Source organism: Polaromonas sp. (genome assembly GCF_018780625.1).
Taxonomy (GTDB): Bacteria; Pseudomonadota; Gammaproteobacteria; order Burkholderiales; family Burkholderiaceae_C; genus Polaromonas.
This window is the reverse complement of the sequence record NZ_JADMJK010000005.1, coordinates 27,410-45,258: the sequence shown is the minus strand read 5'-3', so window position 1 is coordinate 45,258 and position 17,849 is coordinate 27,410. Positions and strand designations below refer to the sequence as shown.

Genomic DNA, 17,849 nt, shown 5'->3' with positions numbered 1-17,849 from the left:
CCAAAGGCCTTTTTTACTTGAAAAATAGCCGCGCACCACAGCCTCCCTAAAATATCCGCCATGCATATACATATTTTAGGAATTTGCGGCACGTTCATGGGCGGCCTGGCGGCACTGGCGCGCGAGGCCGGGCATCGGGTGACTGGCTGCGACACGGGCGTCTATCCCCCCATGAGCGACCAGTTACGCGCCCTGGGGATCGAACTGGTGGAAGGCTACAGCGCCGACCCGCTGGCCCAGCCCGGTTTCCAGCCCGACATGTTTGTAGTGGGCAACGTGGTGTCGCGCGCCCACCTGGCTGACGGAAGTCCCAAATTTCCGCTGATGGAAGCCATCCTGGACCGTGGCCTGCCTTACACCAGTGGCCCGCAATGGCTGGCCGAACATGTGCTGCAGGGCCGCCACGTCCTGGCTGTGGCCGGAACCCACGGCAAAACCACCACCACCGCGATGCTGACCTGGATACTGGAGCAGGCCGGTCTGCAGCCTGGCTTTTTGGTGGGCGGCGTCCCGCTGAACTTTGGCGTGTCGGCCCGACTGGGCCAAGGCAACACCTTTGTCATCGAAGCCGACGAATACGACACTGCATTTTTCGACAAGCGCAGTAAATTCGTGCATTACCGCCCCCGCACTGCCATCCTGAACAACCTGGAGTTTGACCACGCCGACATTTTTGACGACCTGGCGGCGATTGAACGCCAGTTTCATCACCTGGTGCGCACCGTCCCGTCCCAGGGCCGGGTGGTCGTGAACGCCGCCGAAGACAGCCTTCAGCGCGTGCTGGCCCAAGGCTGCTGGAGCGAGCAGGTATTTTTTGGCGGCACACCCGGTCAAGCCGGCTTCACCGCTGAGGGCGAGCCCAACGACTTCAAAGTACTCAAATCCGGGCAGGTGGTGGCGCGGGTGCAGTGGGACATCAGCGGCATTCACAACCAGCGCAATGCGCTGGCGGCGATCGCGGCGGCCGAGCATGTCGGTGTGGCGCCCGCGCTGGCGGCCGAGGCGCTGGCCAGCTTCCAGAACGTCAAACGCCGCATGGAAGTGCGCGGCGTGCTCCCCTTGGGCAATGGCATTATCACGGTATACGACGATTTCGCCCACCATCCGACCGCCATCCATACGACCGTGGACGGCCTGCGCCGCCAGCTCAATGGTGCAGGGAAAAGCAGCGAGCGCATTCTGGCCATCTTTGAGCCGCGCAGCAACACCATGAAGCTGGGCACCATGACTGCGCAACTGCCCTGGAGCCTGGAGCAAGCCGATTTGGCGTTTTGCCACGCAGGCGGTCTGGACTGGGACGCCAGCGCCGCACTGGCCCCCATGGGCGAGCGGGCGCAGGTGGCCGACAACCTCGACCAGCTACTGACACAGGTCAAGGCCGCAGCCCGGCCCGGGGATCATTTACTGTGCATGAGCAACGGCGGATTTGGTGGAATTCACGCCAGGCTGCTCGACATACTGCGCGATTGATTTTGTACGCCGAGGATGGCAACGGGTAAGCAGCTGGTTCACGCGCTGCGGGCAAGTCCGGAAAACCGGAGGCTGCACCTCCCGCCTTTGGTCAGTAGCTGATGCTCAGCGAATCTGCGTCAATATGCACCATCGGCTTGGCCAGCGCGGCGCTGGCTGCGCGGGCAAAGTCCTGCGCCCACTGGGCATCCGCGAACCCGGCCGGCCCGGCGGCTTGGGCCACCACCACCACCTTGTCGGCCATCAGCAACTTTCCGGTGGGCCGCAATGGCTCGCACTCCATCCGGGTGAACTGCTCATCAAGCCACTTGCGCGCGCTCTCGTGCGGCATGGGCTGCACTTCATTGAGGTCAATACGCACGGGCGGGCCGTTTCTGAATGTCACGCTTACTTCGCTGCGCATGGCTGACTCCTGATGGATTGAATGATGAAACACCGGCGCCAGTTCTGGCGCCCTGAGGTGTCAGAAATTCGGGCAGAACCTTATTTTGCCCTGCGCGCCAGCACGGCGGCAGACAGGGACTCCAGCACTGCCACAGAGTCGTCCCAGCCGAGGCAGGCGTCGGTGATGCTCTTGCCGTATTCCAGCGCTGCGGCGTCGTCCTTGCCCGCCGTGAACTTTTGCGCGCCCGCTTGAAGGTGGCTTTCAACCATCAGGCCAAACACATGGCGCGAGCCACCCGCCACCTGGGCCGCAATGTCGCGGGCCACATCCACCTGCTTTTCATACTGCTTGTAGCTGTTGGCGTGACTGCAGTCCACCATCAGGGTTGCAGGCAATTTGGCGGCTTCAAGCTCCTTGCAGGCGGCGGCCACGCTGGCGGCGTCGTAATTGGGGGTCTTGCCACCCCGCAAAATCACGTGGCAGTCCTTGTTGCCCTTGGTCTGCACAATCGCCACCTGGCCGTTTTTGTGGACCGATAAAAAGTGATGGCCGCGCGCCGCTGCCTGGATCGCATCGGTGGCAATGCGGATGTTGCCATCAGTGCCATTTTTAAAGCCAATCGGCGCCGACAGGCCGGAGGCCAGTTCGCGGTGCACCTGGCTTTCAGTGGTGCGTGCGCCAATGGCGCCCCAGGAGATCAGATCGCCGATGTACTGTGGGGAAATGACATCCAGAAACTCGCTTCCGGCCGGCAGTCCGAGGCGGTTGATCTCGATCAGCAACTGGCGCGCAATGCGCAGGCCTTCATCGATCCGGTAGCTCTCATCAAGGTAGGGGTCATTGATCAGCCCTTTCCAGCCAACGGTGGTACGCGGCTTTTCAAAGTAAACGCGCATCACAATTTCAAGCGTACCGGCGTATTTCTTGCGCTGCTCGACCAGGCGGCGCGCGTAGTCCACGGCCGCAGCGGGGTCGTGAATGGAGCACGGACCAATCACCACCAGCAAGCGGTCATCCTTGCCCGCAATGATGTTGTGAATGCTTTTGCGGGTCTGGGTAATCAGCGACTCAACCGCAGTGCCCCGAATCGGGAAAAAGCGGATTAAATGCTCTGGAGGTGGTAGCACGGTGATGTCCTTGATGCGTTCGTCGTCGGTCTGGCTGGTTTTTTCGACGCTCGCATACCAGCCGTCAGGGGCGGGGCTGGCAGAGGTGGCTTTGGCATTCATCGCAGGCTTCCTTTTTGGATTTCAGACAAGTTCAAGAATCGGGGAAATCGAAGAGGCAAAAAAAAACCGCCGGGCGTCCGGCGGTTTTTGGAGATTCGTTGCGTTTTTTTGGGTTACGCAAAAGTCTCTCTACCGCCGGAGGCGCTTGAGAACCAAAAGTAACCGAAATAAAATTTCGCTAAATTCATGGTTTTAATATAGCACAGACTCAAAAATACCCACAGCAAAGCGGCTCAAGCAGTGCCACCCACGGTCAGCCCATCAATGCGCAGCGTAGGCTGGCCCACACCGACAGGCACGCTCTGGCCTTCCTTGCCGCAGGTGCCCACGCCGCTGTCAAGCTGCATGTCATTGCCCATCATGGTGATGCGCGTCAGCACATCAGGACCGTTGCCCACAAGGGTTGCGCCCTTCACAGGATAGAGAATTTTGCCATTTTCAACCCAGAACGCTTCACTGGCCGAAAACACGAACTTGCCCGAAGTGATGTCGACCTGGCCGCCGGCAAAGTTGGTGGCGTACAGGCCTTTCTTGATGCTGGCCACGATTTCCTCAGGGGCCTTGTCGCCGCCCAGCATGTAGGTGTTGGTCATGCGCGGCATGGGCACATGGGCATAACTTTCGCGGCGGCCATTGCCCGTGGGTTTGACCTTCATCAGGCGCGCATTGAGCGAGTCCTGGATGTAGCCCTTCAAAATGCCGTTTTCAATCAGCACGTTGCGCTGGCTGGCATGGCCTTCATCATCCACATTGAGTGAGCCGCGGCGGTCGGCCAGCGTCCCGTCATCGAGCACCGTGACGCCCTTGGCCGCCACGCGCTGACCAATCCGGCCCGAGAACGCGCTGGAACCCTTGCGGTTGAAGTCGCCCTCCAGCCCGTGGCCAATCGCCTCGTGCAGCAAAATGCCGGGCCAGCCCGAGCCGAGCACCACGGTCATTTCGCCGGCTGGTGCGGGGCGCGCGTCAAGGTTGGTCAGCGCCGCTTTCACGGCCGCGTCCACATACTGGCCGATCTGGGCGTCGTCAAAGTAAGCCAGGCCAAAGCGGCCGCCGCCGCCGCCAGAACCCACTTCGCGCCGGCCTTTTTGCTCGGCAATCACGGTCACGCTCAGCCGCACCAGCGGGCGCACATCAGCGGCCAGCGTGCCGTCGGCGCGTGCGACCATCACCACGTCGTATTCACTGGCCAGTCCGGCCATCACCTGCACGATGCGCGGATCTTTGGCTTTGGCGAGCTTTTCCACCTTTTCAAGCAGCTTGACCTTGGCGGTGCTGCCGAGCGTCGCGATGGGGTCCAGGCCCTGGTAGAGCGAACGGCTGCTGGCAATTTTTCGGGAAGGTGTCTTCACGCGCCCGGCCTTGGCGGCGGCCGAAATGCTGCGCACCGTGCGCGCCGCGTCCAGCAGCGACGCTTCGGAAATGTCGTCTGAATAGGCAAATGCGGTTTTCTCGCCGCTGACGGCGCGCACACCCACACCCTGGTCAATGCTGAAAGAGCCGGTTTTGACGATGCCTTCTTCCAGGCTCCAGCCTTCGCTGCGGGTGTACTGGAAGTAGAGGTCAGCGTCGTCCACGCCGTAAGAAGTGATTTCGCCAAGAGCCCGGCTCAGGGACGCTTCGGTCAGCCCGAAAGGCGCCAGCAGGAGCTTTTGCGCAATGGCCAGACGCCCGGACGTGGACTCAAGCGTGGGTGCCGCGGAACGCGCCAGGGGCCGTGCTCCCGCACTGGTTTGACGAGTTGACGCGGGGGCGGATTTGAGTGAGGTCATCACGGCATTGTAGGCAGTCTGGCGCAGCCGCGTCCTGGCAAGGCTTATGCCTGCCAAGGTCGCAACACGCCAAAAATCAGAGCGTCAGGTCGCTGACGATGGCGCCCGGTCCATGGGATTTACAGAGATCAAGCTCTTTGTCGCGTGCTTTTTCGTCCGAAAACATCTGACTCTGTCCAATCACCTGGCCATTGCCGGCCTTGAGCGTGAAATACGGGGCGCCCTCTTTGCCAGCGAGGCGGTGGTAACGGGCATCGTCGGCTGCATTTTTCTTGACCGACTCTATGCCGTTGACTGCACTGGCCTTGGTTTCATACATCTCACTGGTCAAAATGACCTGCCCGGTATCGTCCTGCAGCGTGAAGAAATACTTGTGGTTCTTGGACAGCTTGAGTTCAAATTTTCCGGCCATGACGATGCTCCTGGAAGGTGTTGATGATGACTCAACATGTTACCCTGATTGCCGCGCCAGCCTGTACCGGCGTCCAGGCCAGAAACGCAGACCACATTGACGTGCATCAAGCGGCCACCAATGAGCCGACAGCTTGGCCTAGCGCCTGGCCCTGGCAATCGACATCAACATGCCCAGTGCCAGCCCCAGCGTCACCATGGCGGTTCCGCCGTAGCTGATGAAAGGCAACGGCACGCCCACCACGGGCAAAATGCCGCTGACCATTCCCATGTTGACAAACGCATAGGTGAAGAAAATCGTGGTCAGCGCACCGGCCAGCAGCCGTGCGAACAGGGTTGAAGCTTGCAGCGAAATGGCCAGGCCGCGCCAGATCAGGAAAATAAACCCGGCAATCAGCAGCAAATTGCCGACCAGGCCAAACTCTTCGGAGTAAGCCGCAAAGATAAAGTCCGTCGTGCGTTCGGGGATAAAGGCCAGGTGCGTCTGCGTGCCCGCCATGAAACCTTTTCCAAACACGCCGCCAGAGCCAATCGCGATCATGCCCTGAATGATGTGAAACCCCTTGCCCAGCGGATCGCGTGTCGGGTCCAGCAAGGTGCAGATGCGCTGCTGCTGGTAGTCATGCAGGATGGACCAGCGCACCCCGTCGGCACACAGTTGCGGCTCAAACCACACCAGCAAAAAGATGCCGGCCAAGCCCAGCACCACGGGCGGCGCAATCAGCTTCCAGCTCAGGCCGGCAAAGAAAATCACCGCCAGGCCCGCTGCCAGCACCAGCAGGGAGGTACCCAGATCGGGCTGCTTCATGATCAGCCCAATGGGAATCACCAGCAACACCCCCGCCACCAGGAAATCCAGCGGCCGCAGCTGGCCTTCGCGCTTTTGGAACCACCAGGCCAGCATCAGCGGCATGGCGATTTTAAGAATTTCACTCGGCTGGATCACCATCCCGACGTTGAGCCAGCGCCGCGCACCTTTTTTGGTAATGCCAAATATTGCAACGGCCACCAGCAGCGCCACCCCCAGCACATACAGCGGAACCGCGAACGCCATCAGGCGCTGCGGCGGAACCTGCGCCACGACAAACATGATGGCACCGGCCAGCAGCATGTTGCGGCCATGGTCAGCAAAACGGGTGCCATGTTCGTAGCCCGACGAATACATGATGAGCAAGCCCGCACAGGCCAGTAGAAATACCGCAAACGCAAGCAAGCCATCAAAGCCCTGCAGCATGGGAAGGGTTCGTCTGTAGAGGGAAGGTTTGTCAAAAACGGCAGCCATGGCGTATTATCCCGCCCCCTGCGCGCGCCAGCGGGCTGACCAGCAAAATTCGAGCGACAGCGGAGGTCGCGCAGCAAGCAGAGCGGCAAGCGCGGGGGCAATTTTCCTTTTTTCAGGGAATCAATATCTCCACCACCGTCTGCCCCGGTGCGCTGTACAGCTGCAGCGTGGCACCTATCGCCTGGGCCCGCTCGCGCATCGACAGCAGACCCTTGCGCAGCGGAGCCGTCGTGTCAAAGCCGCAGCCGTTGTCTACCAGGCGCAGCCGCGTGCCCTCTGGGGTCATGGTCGCCTCGATGCGCAGCATGCTGGCGCGGGCATGCTGCATCACATTGGACAGCGCCTCGAACACCATGAACTGCAACTGCCGCATGGCCTGCGCGTCCAGGCGCTGCACCGGCTCCAGGAAATCCACGCCCCACTGCAACGCAATGTCGGATGCCGCAAGACGCGGCTCCAGTCGGTAGCGCAGATTGGCCAGCAAGGCCGTCACGTCGCCGGGGGGCAGGTTCATGGTATCAATAGACAGTTTGAGCTGGTCCAGCGTGTCGCGCAGTGTCTGGAGCAACTCCTGCTGACTGACCCGGCCCGACTGGATCTGGCGGATCGCCGAACTGATGTGGGAGCCCACGCCATCGTGCATGTCGCGCAGGATGCGCGTGCGCTCGGCCGCTCGCTCCTGATCACGCGCCAGTATTTCAAGCGTTCGGTAACTTTCGGCAAGCTCGACTTCCTTTTGCGACACGCGCGCGGCTAGCGTCGCCAGCAGATCGCGCACCTGAGCGCTCGCCGCGCGAAACCGTGCCATCACGATATAGCCCAGCGTCAAGCCAAAAAGCACCGAGGAATAGCGCAGCAGCGTATTGGAGGCATAGGTCGGGTTGATGCGAAACACATACAGATCGCGCAGGCCGAACAAAACGTTAATCAACAAGGCTGCCGCCACCACGCGGTGCGCCATTGGCGCCTGGCGCAGCGCCCGCCACAGGAAAAAGACGCCAAAGCCCAGCAACGTGGCCCCCAGGACCGCGTACCAGACCGTCAGCGCGATTGGCTGCCCCCCAACCAGCGCCCACGCGGCCATCCCGACGCTCGCGGCCATCAACAGGCCCAGCCAGCGACCAAACCACAGCGCGGCGGGGTGCCGACCCCAACCCGCCACCGCGCTGCAGAACAGCGCCATATTGACACCCCAGGCGCCCAGCGCCACCACCTGCAATACACCCCACCAGGGCCAGGGCATGGGCGGGTTTTCAATCAGGACATCGCTGACCGCCAGCGCCCAGAACAGCTCTGCCAGCGCAGCAAACAGGTAGAGCGGGTCGCGCCGGGTCCGGCCTTCAAGGCCGGAAGCGGGCTGGGTGAACCACAACGACATCGCCGCCAGCCCGACCACCAGGCTGAAGGCTGTGACCACCAGCGATCCGGTGCCGCGCCAGCGGTAGCTGTGCAGGTAGGCGGCATGCACAGCATCCTGCGGTCCCAGCACCAGCGCGGAAAGCCCGCCGCGCCGCCCCACATCGGCACGGATATTCACGCGAATCAGGTTGGACGGCCGCAGCAGCGCAGGCGAGATGGCCACATAACGCGGCACCCGCGCATAGTCTGCGCCGTTGTAATTGAGCAGGTCGCCCTGGCGCTGCAGCAGCGTGCCGTTGAGCCAGATCTCATAGGCGTTGCCCAGGCGCGGCAGGTACAGCCCCCAGGGCTCGACAGGCTGCTTGGGAAGACTGAATGACAGGTCAAACACCGCCTCGCCCCGCTGGCCCTTGTTAAGACGGTCCCAGTGGTAAGGCAGTTGGAGATTCTGGACGGTCGTCAGGCCATTGACCGTTACGTTTGCCCGCGCCTCGGTCAGCGTGAGCAACTCGGCCTGCGCCACGCCCACCAGCGCGAGCCACCCCAGCAGCACCGGCAGCCAACGGGACGATGCAGATTTCCAGAGCCTCTTTGCACAGAATGCCAACATGAACACATCGTAACGGAATGCTTCGGTGCCGCCTGCGGAACATCTCACCCCCGACCTGGCAGCAGCCCCATACGGGTCGCTTCAAACACGGCTTCACTTTTCGAATGCACAGCCAGCTTGCCATACAGACTCTTGATGTGCGTTTGCACCGTGTGCACCGTGACGGCTTTCAGGCGTGCAATCTCGGCATAGGAAAATCCCCGCGCAATCAGTTCCAGCACCTCTTGCTCGCGCGCCGACAGCAGGTTTTTCTCCCTGGAATCTGATTCATTATTAGTAGCTACTCCAGCCCGCTGTACTTTGGCTGGGAGCTGATTTGACTGCAGGTTCAGGTACTTCATGAGCACCCGCCTGGCAATCATGGGCGAGATCGGCGAGGCGCCCGCTTTCATCTCCAGTATCGACTGCGCAATGTCACCGGGCGTGGCGTCTTTGTGGATGTAACCCAGGGCGCCCGCCTCGATGCTGGCCAGCACGTTGTCTTCGTCGCCAAACATCGAAATCACCAATGGCTCGCAAGAAGGCTGGCGCAGCCGGGCGTGGCGAATCACGTCAAGTCCACTGCCGTCGGGCAGGCCCAGATCGGTCAGCAGAACGTCCACGCCGTGCGCCGGGTCGTCCAGCCAGGCCCGCGCCTCGGCCACAGATCCCACGCTGGCGACCAGGCTCAACTGCTCGGAGCGCTGCACGCTGGCAGCAAAAAACGCGCGCATCGGCGCATCATCTTCAACAATCATTACTCGCCACGCCACATTGCACCTCCTGGTCACCGGATTCCGGCGCTTGGCCAGCCGGGCTGGACCTGAGCATATCGGCAACACCCCGGGTAGCACCATCGATGTTGCGTGCAAGCAGGTAAAACATATTGTTTCACCCCATATTCATGGGATGCACTTTGTCACAAATTGTCATGAAATGTCGACAAGCTCCGCTCCGCATGTTGTGCGGGCGGCTTGTAGCTTGTAACTACCAAGGGAAACTCATGCACCTCAAACCAAAAAACCTGGCGCTGGCGCTGGCCAGCGCAGCGCTGCTGGCATTGGCGGGCTGTGGAGGCGGCAGTGGAACCACAGCGGCTACACCTGCTGCACCTGCTGCAACCACCGCCGTGCCCATCACCGTGATTGACGGGGCCATTGGCAATGCCAAGGTGTGCGTTGACGCCAACACCAATGGCCAGTGCGAAGCGGGTGAAACCTTTGCCATCACCAAGGCTGACGGTTCGGTTGTGCTTAACGTTCCTGCTGCAGATATCGGCAAATACCCAATCGTGGCCGTTGTAGGCATAGATGCGGTCGATGCCGACCACGGTCCCGTCAAGACGGCGTTCACCATGCAGGCCCCGGCGGACAAATCTGCGGTAGTGAGCCCGCTGACCACACTGGTTCAAACCCTGGTCGCCACCACCGGAGCCACCAGCGCCCAGGCTGAAGCCTCGGTCAAAGCGCAAACGGGCCTCAACATTTCGCTGTTTGAAGACTTCACCAAAGGCACCACGACCAACAGCCAGATCGCCGGCACGGTCGCCCGCATGGTGGTCGTGACCACCCAGCAGCAGTCCACGGCTCTGGCGGGCGCCTTGGGCACCAGCGCCATCGATGGCACGGTGATTACCCAAGCCGACCTGAACAAGCTGATTCAGAACAAGCTGCTTGAAATTTTGCCCGCGCTAGTGACGGCGCTGGCCGACCCCAGCGTACTGGCCGCCGCCACGCCAGCCGCAAAAGAAACGGCCTTGCTGGCCCAAGCCAACGCACTGGTTGCCAGTCCGGATACCGGGCTGACGGCCAGCGCGGTTGCGACATTGGTGGCGATCAACAACCAGACTGCATCGACAAGCCCCGTGGTCGCCGAAACGCCGACAGCGGGCGGAAACTTGCGACTGTTGAACTACTCCAACTCCGCAAACTGGTCCAGCAGGATCAATGTTCAAACAGCCGCACAGGCAACGCCAGATTCTTCCGGCTTCACGCGTAGCGTACAAAGGCGCTACAGCAGCAATTCTGGCCACATTGCAGCCTGGACATCCATAGGTGGCAGCCCCAATCGCCAGGCTGACCTTCACTTCAATGGCTCGTCATGGGTTGGATGCGCTTTGAACTCGGAAGATAAAAATACCGCGCGCAATGCGCAGGGCAACTCCACCTACAACACCTGCGACAACTTTGAGACCGGCACGAGCAATCGCGCCACGTTCGACATAGGCGGCAAAACAATGGCGAGCGTCATCACCGACGTTCGCACGGCGGGTTATACCAATCTATCCATTGGTGACAACACAGCCGCCACCTTGACCTCGGTGCTGGGCAGCACGACCTTCCCAACAGGTTCTTCGCTGCATTACCAGTCAGCAACCCCATTGACTGCAGCCTTCACCTACTACCCGGGCATCGGCAATCTGGTGAAGCAGTACAGCACGGAGGTCTCTGCCGGCGGTACTGCCAGCACGCAGGCATCCGGAGTGGGCTGTAACTCAGCCGAATATGCAGGCAACGGCGCGAACAGCACCACGCTGGAAGGTTTCATCAAGGCCAATCCGGGCACGCCATGCGTCTATGAGACCAACAGCTTTCAATACGGCGGCGCAACCTACGTCAGCCCCGACCTACCCAGTGAAGGTTGGGGCAACAGCACTGTGAACATTGGTGTCCTCGGGACAGCGCCAGTCGGTACCGGCACAGCCCCAGGTTATTACAGCGGTAACACCAAAATTCGCATAGCGTTCAAGGGCACAGGCACGAATCCAGTCACGTACTACGCGTGCAAAGAGCGGTTCAACAATGGCTCGACCCGCAACTGCACCGCAATCGGTACAGGTTCCTACAGCATCGCGGCGCTGGGCGATGCCCGCGTCATGACGCTGAACGGCCTGCCATCCCAAGCCGCGGCATTGTCCTCTACACGGATTTTCGTAGAACGTGCCGGCCGAATTTATTTCGGCTATCAGAACAAGCAGAGCGTGGCCAACAGTGCGCGGCTGAATCTGAAAGCGACCAACGCCCTGTTTGGAAAACTGGGGTTAACCACCGTCAACCCGGACACACCTTTGGCCTTGACGAGAACCTCTTATACAGGTGAATGGGAGTTGTCTGTGGCGGCTGCACCTCTGGAGCCAAGCATCATGCGCATCCTCAACGACGGCAGTACCAATTGCACTGACATCAACCTCTCGAGCGGTGTGAGTACCAACAAAGCCTGCAGCCTCACGTTTACGGATCTAGCGACTGGCGCTTTCACGTATTCAGATGCGACGGGTACGGCCAGCGGCGCATTCAACTTTCTGACGGGTGCCGCAAGCGGTACCTACACCGATACATCGACAACGCCGTCAACGACGGGAAGTTTCACGGGTTCCCGGCGCTAAAGCCCCACCAGGACGAGCATGCGCTCGTCTGGATCCACCCAAGCCTCGCCCCGGCGGGGCTTTTTTACGCCCGCGCTTTATTCATATGATGGCGCCATGACCACCACCCACCTGCTCTATCTCCACGGTTTCCGTTCCTCGCCACAGTCGATGAAGGCGCGTCAGGTCGCCACCCGGGTACAGGCACAGCATCCGGGCGTCGTCTGGTGGTGCCCGCAGCTGCCGCCCTCGCCGCAGGGCGCCATGGACCTGGTGATGCAGGGCATTGCCGACTGGCCGCGTGATGCGATGGCAGTGGTCGGCTCGTCGCTGGGCGGGTTTTATGCCACCCGGGTGGCTGAGAACACGGGCTGCCCAGCCGTGCTGCTGAACCCGGCGGTCGATCCGGCGCGCGACCTGGCGAAGTACATCGGCGAGCAGACCAGCTGGCACGACCCGGCCGAGCGTTTCTTTTTCAAGCCCGAGTTCATCGGTGAACTGCAGGCGCAGGGCGCCGGGCCTTTGACCGAGCCGCAGCGCTACCTGGCCGTGATCGCCAAGGGCGACGAGGTGCTGGACTGGCGCGAGATGACGGGCCGCTACGCGGGCGCGCACCTCAAACTGCTGGAAGGCGGCGACCACGCGCTGAGCGACTTTGACGCGCACCTTGACGAGGTGCTGGCTTTTCTTGATCTGGCCCGCTAGCGCACCTGCCCGTGGGACAATCCGGCCCATGTTTGTATTGTTTGAAGAAACCGGCAAGTTTTTGGCCGGACGAATTTTGTCGGAAACCGATGCCTCGCTGCAGGTGGAGCTCGACTCGGGCAAGCGCGTCAAGGTGAAAGCCAGCAACGCGCTGCTGAAGTTTGAAAAGCCCGCGCCCGCCGAATTTGTGGCCGCCGCGCAAAAACTGAGTGAAGACATTGAACTGGAGCTGGCCTGGGAATTTGCCAGCGAAGAAGAGTTCAGCTTTGCCGACCTGGCGCGCGACTACTTCAGCGCCGACGCCTCCAAGCCGGCCTCGCTCGAACAGCAGGCCGCAGCGCTGTTCAGGCTGTACGACTCGCCGCACTATTTCCGCCGGGCCGGCAAGGGCCGGTTCCGCAAGGCACCGGCCGAGATACTGCAGCAGGCGCTGGCCGCCATTGAAAAGAAAAAACAGGTCACGGCGCAAATCACCGCCTGGGCCGAGGAACTGGGCCAGGGCCAATGCCCGGCACCACTGCGCGAGCAGCTCTACAAAATCCTGTTCAAGCCCGACAAGAACAGCCCCGAATACAAGGCCGTGGTCGAGGCCTCGCGCGCCACGCACACCGCGCCGCTGGAGTTGCTGCAAAAAGCCGGCGCCATTTCGTCGGCGCACCAGTTTCACTGGAAGCGCTTCCTGTTTGAGAACTTCCCCAAAGGCACGGGCTTTCCGACGCTGCAGGCGCCGCCGGTGCTGGACGAATTGCCGCTGGCCGAGGTGCGTGCGTTCTCCATCGACGACTCCGCCACCACCGAAATCGACGATGCGCTGTCGGTGCAGGGACTGGGCAGCGGCACGATTACGCTGGGCATTCACATTGCCGCGCCTGGTTTGGCGGTGTTGCCGGGCAGCCCGATCGATGCCGTGGGCCGGGCGCGGCTGTCCACGGTCTACATGCCGGGCTACAAGCTGACCATGCTGCCCGACGACATCGTGCAGCGCTACACCCTGCAGGAAGGCCGCAACTGCCCTTCCCTGTCGCTCTACCTCACGCTCGATGAAACCACGCTGGAGATCACCAGCCGCGTGACACGGCTGGAACTGGTGCCGATTGCCAGCAACCTGCGTCACGACCAGCTCGACAGCACCTTCACCGAAGCGTTTTTTGAAGCTGCCCAGACGGCGCCGCGGGCCGACGTGCCGTGGGGGCTTGAGCTGACCTTTCTGCACCGGCTGGCCAGACACCTCAAGGGCCAGCGCGAAGTGGTGCGCGGCAAGCCCGAGAACTTCAACCGGCCGGACTACAACTTCAAGCTCGACAACCCGACCGGCCAGGAGCCGCAGGGCGACGAGACGGTCAGCATCAGCATTCGCCAGCGCGGCGCGCCGCTGGACCTGATCGTGGCCGAAGCCATGATTCTGGCCAACTGCACCTGGGGCCAGTGGCTGGCCGAGCACGGCGTGCCCGGCATCTACCGCAGCCAGGCCAGCATGGCGCCTGGCGTGAAAGTGCGCATGGGCACCAAGGCGCTGCCACATGCGGGCCTGGGCGTGCCCAGCTACGCCTGGAGCACCTCGCCGCTGCGCCGCTACACCGACATGGTGAACCAGTGGCAGATCATTGCCTGCGTGCGGCATGGCCGCACCGCCGCGCTGGCCGCCCCCTTCAAGCCCAAGGATGCCGAGCTTTTTTCGATCATTTCCTGCTTTGATGCCGCCTACAGCGCCTACAACGGCTTTCAGGCCGGCATAGAGCGCTACTGGACGCTCAAGTACCTGCAGCAAAACGCCATTACCGAGCTGACCGCCACCGCCTTCAAGGACAACCTGGTGCGGGCCGACGAGTTGCCGCTGGTGTTGTCGGCGCTGGGGGCGCAGGGCCTGCCGCGCGGCGCGCGGGTGCGCGTCAAGCTCGGGGCGATCGACGAAATCACGCTGGACATCTCGGGCACCGTGATCGAGCGGCTGGACACCGCGCCCGACGATGACGCGGCGGTGCAGGCTGAGGAGGATGATGGCGAGTCCGAAATGGCGGCCGGCCCGATCTCGATTGCCGTGGACCTCAACGAGCCGTCCGGGGATGCAAATTCGGCGAGCGAGCCCGTCGCCGTCGCTTAAAAAGCCGCAACAGACCGGATAATTGCCCGCTGTGAAGTCACCAAACACACTGCAAATTGCCCTGGGCGTCTCGGTTGCCTTGCATGCGGTGCTGCTGACCGTGCGCTTTGTCGACCCGGAACGCTTTAACCGCGTCTTTCAGGACACGCCGCTGGAAGTCATTCTGGTCAACGCCAAGTCCAATGAAAAGCCGGACTTTGCCAAAGCCATTGCCCAGGCCTCGCTGGCCGGCGGCGGCGAGCTTGAAGCAGGCCGCGCCACCTCTCCGCTGCCGCCCTCCGCCCTGATGGAACTGGGCGATGCAGCCGAAGATGCCGAGCGCAAGGTGGAGTCGCTGCAGGCACAGCAAACCCAGTTACTGGCGCATATTAAAAAGCAGCTGGCGTCGATGCCGCCGCCGGACCTGACGCAGCCCGCCAACAATCCGGCGCAGGCCGAGCGTGAACAAAGGCGGCAGCAGCTGATCAAGATTCTGGCCGAGATAGAAAAACGCATCAACGAAGAAAATGCGCGACCCAAAAAACGCTACATCAGCCCGGCCACGCGCGAAGAGGTCTATGCGGTGTACTACGAAGAGCTGCGGCGCAAGATTGAAGACAAAGGCACCGTCAATTTCCCCGAGCAGGCCGGTAAAAAACTGTATGGCGCGCTGACCATGGTCGTGACGGTCAATTTTGATGGCCGCATCCTGGACACCGAAGTGGTCGAAACCTCGGGCAACCTGACGCTGGACCGGCGGGCGCAAAACATCGTTCGCGGAACAGGTCCATTTGGCCGATTCAGCGATGCCATGCGCCGCAAGGCGGACCAGATTGTGGTGGTGTCGCGGTTCAAATTCACGCGCGACGACGCCCTCGAAACAACGCTCACCGCCCGCTGAGCACGGGCCGGGCGCCACCCCACTATTCCCGTCATGAGTCACCATTTCAAACCAGCCCAAACCGCCGTCATGGACAAGTATTACGTACTGGGCAACCCGATCGCCCACAGCAAATCACCGCTGATTCACGCACGCTTTGCCGAGCTGACGGGTCAATCCCTTTGCTACGAGCGCATGCTCACGCCGCTTGATGGCTTTTCAGCCACGCTGGCGCAGTTGGTGCGTAGCGGCGCGCGCGGCTGCAACGTCACAGTGCCTTTCAAATTTGAAGCTTTCCAGGCGGCCAGCACGCACACCGACCGGGCGCAGCTGGCACAGGCGGCCAACACGCTCGTGCTCGACGGCAGCGCCATCCACGCCGACAACACCGATGGCGTGGGACTGGTCAATGACATCCAGAACAACGCAGGCGTCGAACTCGCAGGGCGTGACGTGCTGCTCATAGGGGCGGGTGGCGCGGGGGCGGGCGTGCTGGGTCCTTTGCTGGCGGCCGGGCCGCGCCGGCTGGTGCTGGTCAACCGCACCAGGGCCCGGGCCGATGCGCTGGCGCAATTCCACCAGTCGCACCCGTCGCTGCAAAGATCGCTACAAAAAACAGAGCTGATGACGCAGGATATACAAGGACTGGAGGGCTCTTTTGATGTTGTCATCAATGCCAGCGCGAGCAGTCTGGCGGGTGCTGGCGTGCCGGTTGGCGGCCGCGTCCTGAAGCCTGGCGCACTGGCCTACGACATGATGTACGGCCCGGCTGCGGCGGGCTTCATGACCTGGGCCCGCGCGCACGGCGCCACGCCGCGTGACGGCTTGGGCATGCTGGTGGAACAGGCTGCGGAATCGTTTGCCTTGTGGCGCAAGGTGCGCCCACCTTCCGCGCAGGTGCTGCAGGAAATGCGGGTACTGCTGGGATGAAAGCGGCGCTCAAGTGGCTTGGCCTGGTGCTGCTGGCGGCGCTGGCCTTGCAGCTTTATTTTGTCGCGCGCATCGCCATGATGGCCGTCCTCGATCCCGAGTCCACGGCCTTTCAGCGCTCGGAGGCCTACCTCATCGCCATGAACAAGGGCACCCTGCAATGGCGCCAGCAGTGGGTGCCTTATGCAGGCTTGTCCAGCCACCTGAAACGCGCGGTCATCGCCTCCGAAGACGCAAGTTTCATAGAACACGAGGGCGTGGACATGGTGGCGCTGGAGAAGGCCTGGGAAAAAAATTCCAAAGCCGAGGAGCGCGCTGCCCAATCAGCCAGCCGGGCGGGTGCCAGGTCTTCCACGCTGAACCTGAAACCGCCCAAAATCATCGGCGGCTCGACCATCACGCAGCAACTGGCCAAGAACCTCTTCCTGTCGGGCGAACGCACGCTGCTCCGCAAGGGCCAGGAATTGGTGCTGTCGCTGCTGCTCGAAGCCCTGCTGAGCAAGCAGCGCATTCTGGAAATCTATCTGAACAACGTGGAGTGGGGAGAAGGCGTTTTTGGTGCGGAGGCTGCGGCCCAGCGTTACTTCCGCAAGCCCGCCTCCCAATTGAGCGCCTATGAAGCGGCACGCCTGGCGGTGATGCTGCCGCGGCCGAAATACTTTGAAACCCGGCCCCAGTCTGGCTACCTCGCCTCACGCGCCAGCACGATCGTGGCGCGCATGGGCGGCGTGGAACTGCCATGAGGATGGCGCCCTCGACGCAAACCGTCATTGTGAACATTTTTGGCCTGAAGCCGAATAAGAGCGCTGACCAAACGCTACAAAATGTATAGCAAATGCGTATTTTAGGAATCGATCCCGGCCTGCAGATTGCCGGCTTTGGCGTCATCGATGTCGAGGGCGCACAACTGAACTACGTGGCCAGCGGCACCATCAAGACCACCCACCTGGCACGCAGCGATTTACCTGCCCGTCTGAAGGTGCTGTTTGACGGTGTGCGGGAGGTGGTGCAGCGCTACCAGCCCGACGTTGCGTCGGTGGAAATTGTCTTCGTGAACGTCAACCCGCAGGCCACGCTGCTGCTGGGCCAGGCGCGCGGCGCCTGCATCACCGGGCTGGTATCCAGCGATTTGCGGGTGGCCGAATACACCGCGCTGCAAATGAAAAAAGCCGTGGCAGGCTATGGCAAGGCGGGCAAAGCGGAGGTGCAGGAGATGGTCATGCGCCTGTTGAAGTTGCCGTCGCTGCCGGGAAAAGATGCTGCCGATGCCTTGGGGCTGGCCATTACCCACGCCCATGTCGGGCGTTCAGCGGCTATTTTGGCGGCCGCCACCGCATTAAAGCCAAATTCCAGTGCGTCCTACAAGGCGGGCCGCCACTACTGACGCCAGGTCGCT

The 17,849-nt window shown here is 61.8% G+C and carries 15 protein-coding genes; 8 read left to right on the top strand and 7 right to left on the bottom strand.

Annotated elements, in window-relative coordinates; translation table 11 throughout:
- The first annotated feature begins 60 nt into the window (after positions 1–60).
- Positions 61–1,470 carry a UDP-N-acetylmuramate:L-alanyl-gamma-D-glutamyl-meso-diaminopimelate ligase gene (gene mpl / locus IV091_RS00470; protein ID WP_293463951.1) on the top strand — a complete coding sequence of 470 codons (1,410 nt, stop codon included), beginning with the start codon at positions 61–63 and terminating at the stop codon, positions 1,468–1,470.
- Between the two features lie 91 nt (positions 1,471–1,561).
- Here mpl and IV091_RS00465 read toward each other — a convergent pair whose 3' ends face one another.
- The 7 genes from IV091_RS00465 to IV091_RS00435 all read right to left on the bottom strand — a co-directional run bounded on the left by IV091_RS00465 (position 1,562) and on the right by IV091_RS00435 (position 9,252).
- On the bottom strand, positions 1,562–1,873 hold the full coding sequence (locus IV091_RS00465; RefSeq protein WP_293463949.1) for a hypothetical protein: 312 nt from the start codon (positions 1,871–1,873) through the stop codon (positions 1,562–1,564).
- 80 nt (positions 1,874–1,953) lie between these two features.
- Complete coding sequence (locus IV091_RS00460) at positions 1,954–3,084, bottom strand: 3-deoxy-7-phosphoheptulonate synthase (protein WP_293463948.1); 1,131 nt, start codon at positions 3,082–3,084, stop codon at positions 1,954–1,956.
- Between the two features lie 233 nt (positions 3,085–3,317).
- The gene (gene tldD / locus IV091_RS00455; RefSeq protein WP_293463946.1) at positions 3,318–4,853 is read right to left on the bottom strand and encodes a metalloprotease TldD; all 1,536 of its coding nucleotides are present in this window, start codon (positions 4,851–4,853) and stop codon (positions 3,318–3,320) included.
- A gap of 76 nt (positions 4,854–4,929) precedes the next feature.
- Positions 4,930–5,265: a YegP family protein gene (locus tag IV091_RS00450; RefSeq protein WP_293463944.1), complete on the bottom strand. Its 336-nt coding sequence runs from the start codon at positions 5,263–5,265 to the stop codon at positions 4,930–4,932.
- 138 nt (positions 5,266–5,403) lie between these two features.
- Positions 5,404–6,546: a rod shape-determining protein RodA gene (gene rodA / locus IV091_RS00445; protein ID WP_293463943.1), complete on the bottom strand. Its 1,143-nt coding sequence runs from the start codon at positions 6,544–6,546 to the stop codon at positions 5,404–5,406.
- A gap of 112 nt (positions 6,547–6,658) precedes the next feature.
- Complete coding sequence (locus tag IV091_RS00440; protein WP_293463941.1) at positions 6,659–8,515, bottom strand: histidine kinase; 1,857 nt, start codon at positions 8,513–8,515, stop codon at positions 6,659–6,661.
- A 44-nt stretch (positions 8,516–8,559) separates the two neighbouring features.
- A complete protein-coding gene (locus IV091_RS00435) occupies positions 8,560–9,252 on the bottom strand; it encodes a response regulator transcription factor (protein ID WP_293463939.1) in 693 nt (230 codons plus the stop codon).
- 245 nt (positions 9,253–9,497) lie between these two features.
- On the opposite strand from IV091_RS00435, the gene IV091_RS00430 reads away from it, so the two are divergent.
- The 7 genes from IV091_RS00430 (at position 9,498) to ruvC (ending at position 17,837) form a co-directional block, all read left to right on the top strand.
- A complete protein-coding gene (locus IV091_RS00430) occupies positions 9,498–11,879 on the top strand; it encodes a hypothetical protein (protein ID WP_293463937.1) in 2,382 nt (793 codons plus the stop codon).
- 96 nt (positions 11,880–11,975) lie between these two features.
- Positions 11,976–12,563: a YqiA/YcfP family alpha/beta fold hydrolase gene (locus IV091_RS00425; protein WP_293463935.1), complete on the top strand. Its 588-nt coding sequence runs from the start codon at positions 11,976–11,978 to the stop codon at positions 12,561–12,563.
- A 28-nt stretch (positions 12,564–12,591) separates the two neighbouring features.
- Positions 12,592–14,664 (top strand): RNB domain-containing ribonuclease, encoded by a 2,073-nt coding sequence (locus tag IV091_RS00420; RefSeq protein ID WP_293463933.1) that lies wholly within the window; start codon positions 12,592–12,594, stop codon positions 14,662–14,664.
- A gap of 31 nt (positions 14,665–14,695) precedes the next feature.
- On the top strand, positions 14,696–15,544 hold the full coding sequence (locus tag IV091_RS00415) for a TonB C-terminal domain-containing protein (RefSeq protein WP_293463931.1): 849 nt from the start codon (positions 14,696–14,698) through the stop codon (positions 15,542–15,544).
- A 33-nt stretch (positions 15,545–15,577) separates the two neighbouring features.
- Complete coding sequence (aroE, locus tag IV091_RS00410) at positions 15,578–16,453, top strand: shikimate dehydrogenase (RefSeq protein WP_293463929.1); 876 nt, start codon at positions 15,578–15,580, stop codon at positions 16,451–16,453.
- A complete protein-coding gene (locus IV091_RS00405) occupies positions 16,450–17,196 on the top strand; it encodes a transglycosylase domain-containing protein (RefSeq protein ID WP_293463927.1) in 747 nt (248 codons plus the stop codon). The genes aroE and IV091_RS00405 overlap by 4 nt, the downstream gene beginning before the upstream one ends.
- Positions 17,197–17,288: 92 nt before the next feature.
- Positions 17,289–17,837 (top strand): crossover junction endodeoxyribonuclease RuvC, encoded by a 549-nt coding sequence (ruvC, locus tag IV091_RS00400; protein WP_293463926.1) that lies wholly within the window; start codon positions 17,289–17,291, stop codon positions 17,835–17,837.
- Positions 17,838–17,849: the final 12 nt, after the last annotated feature.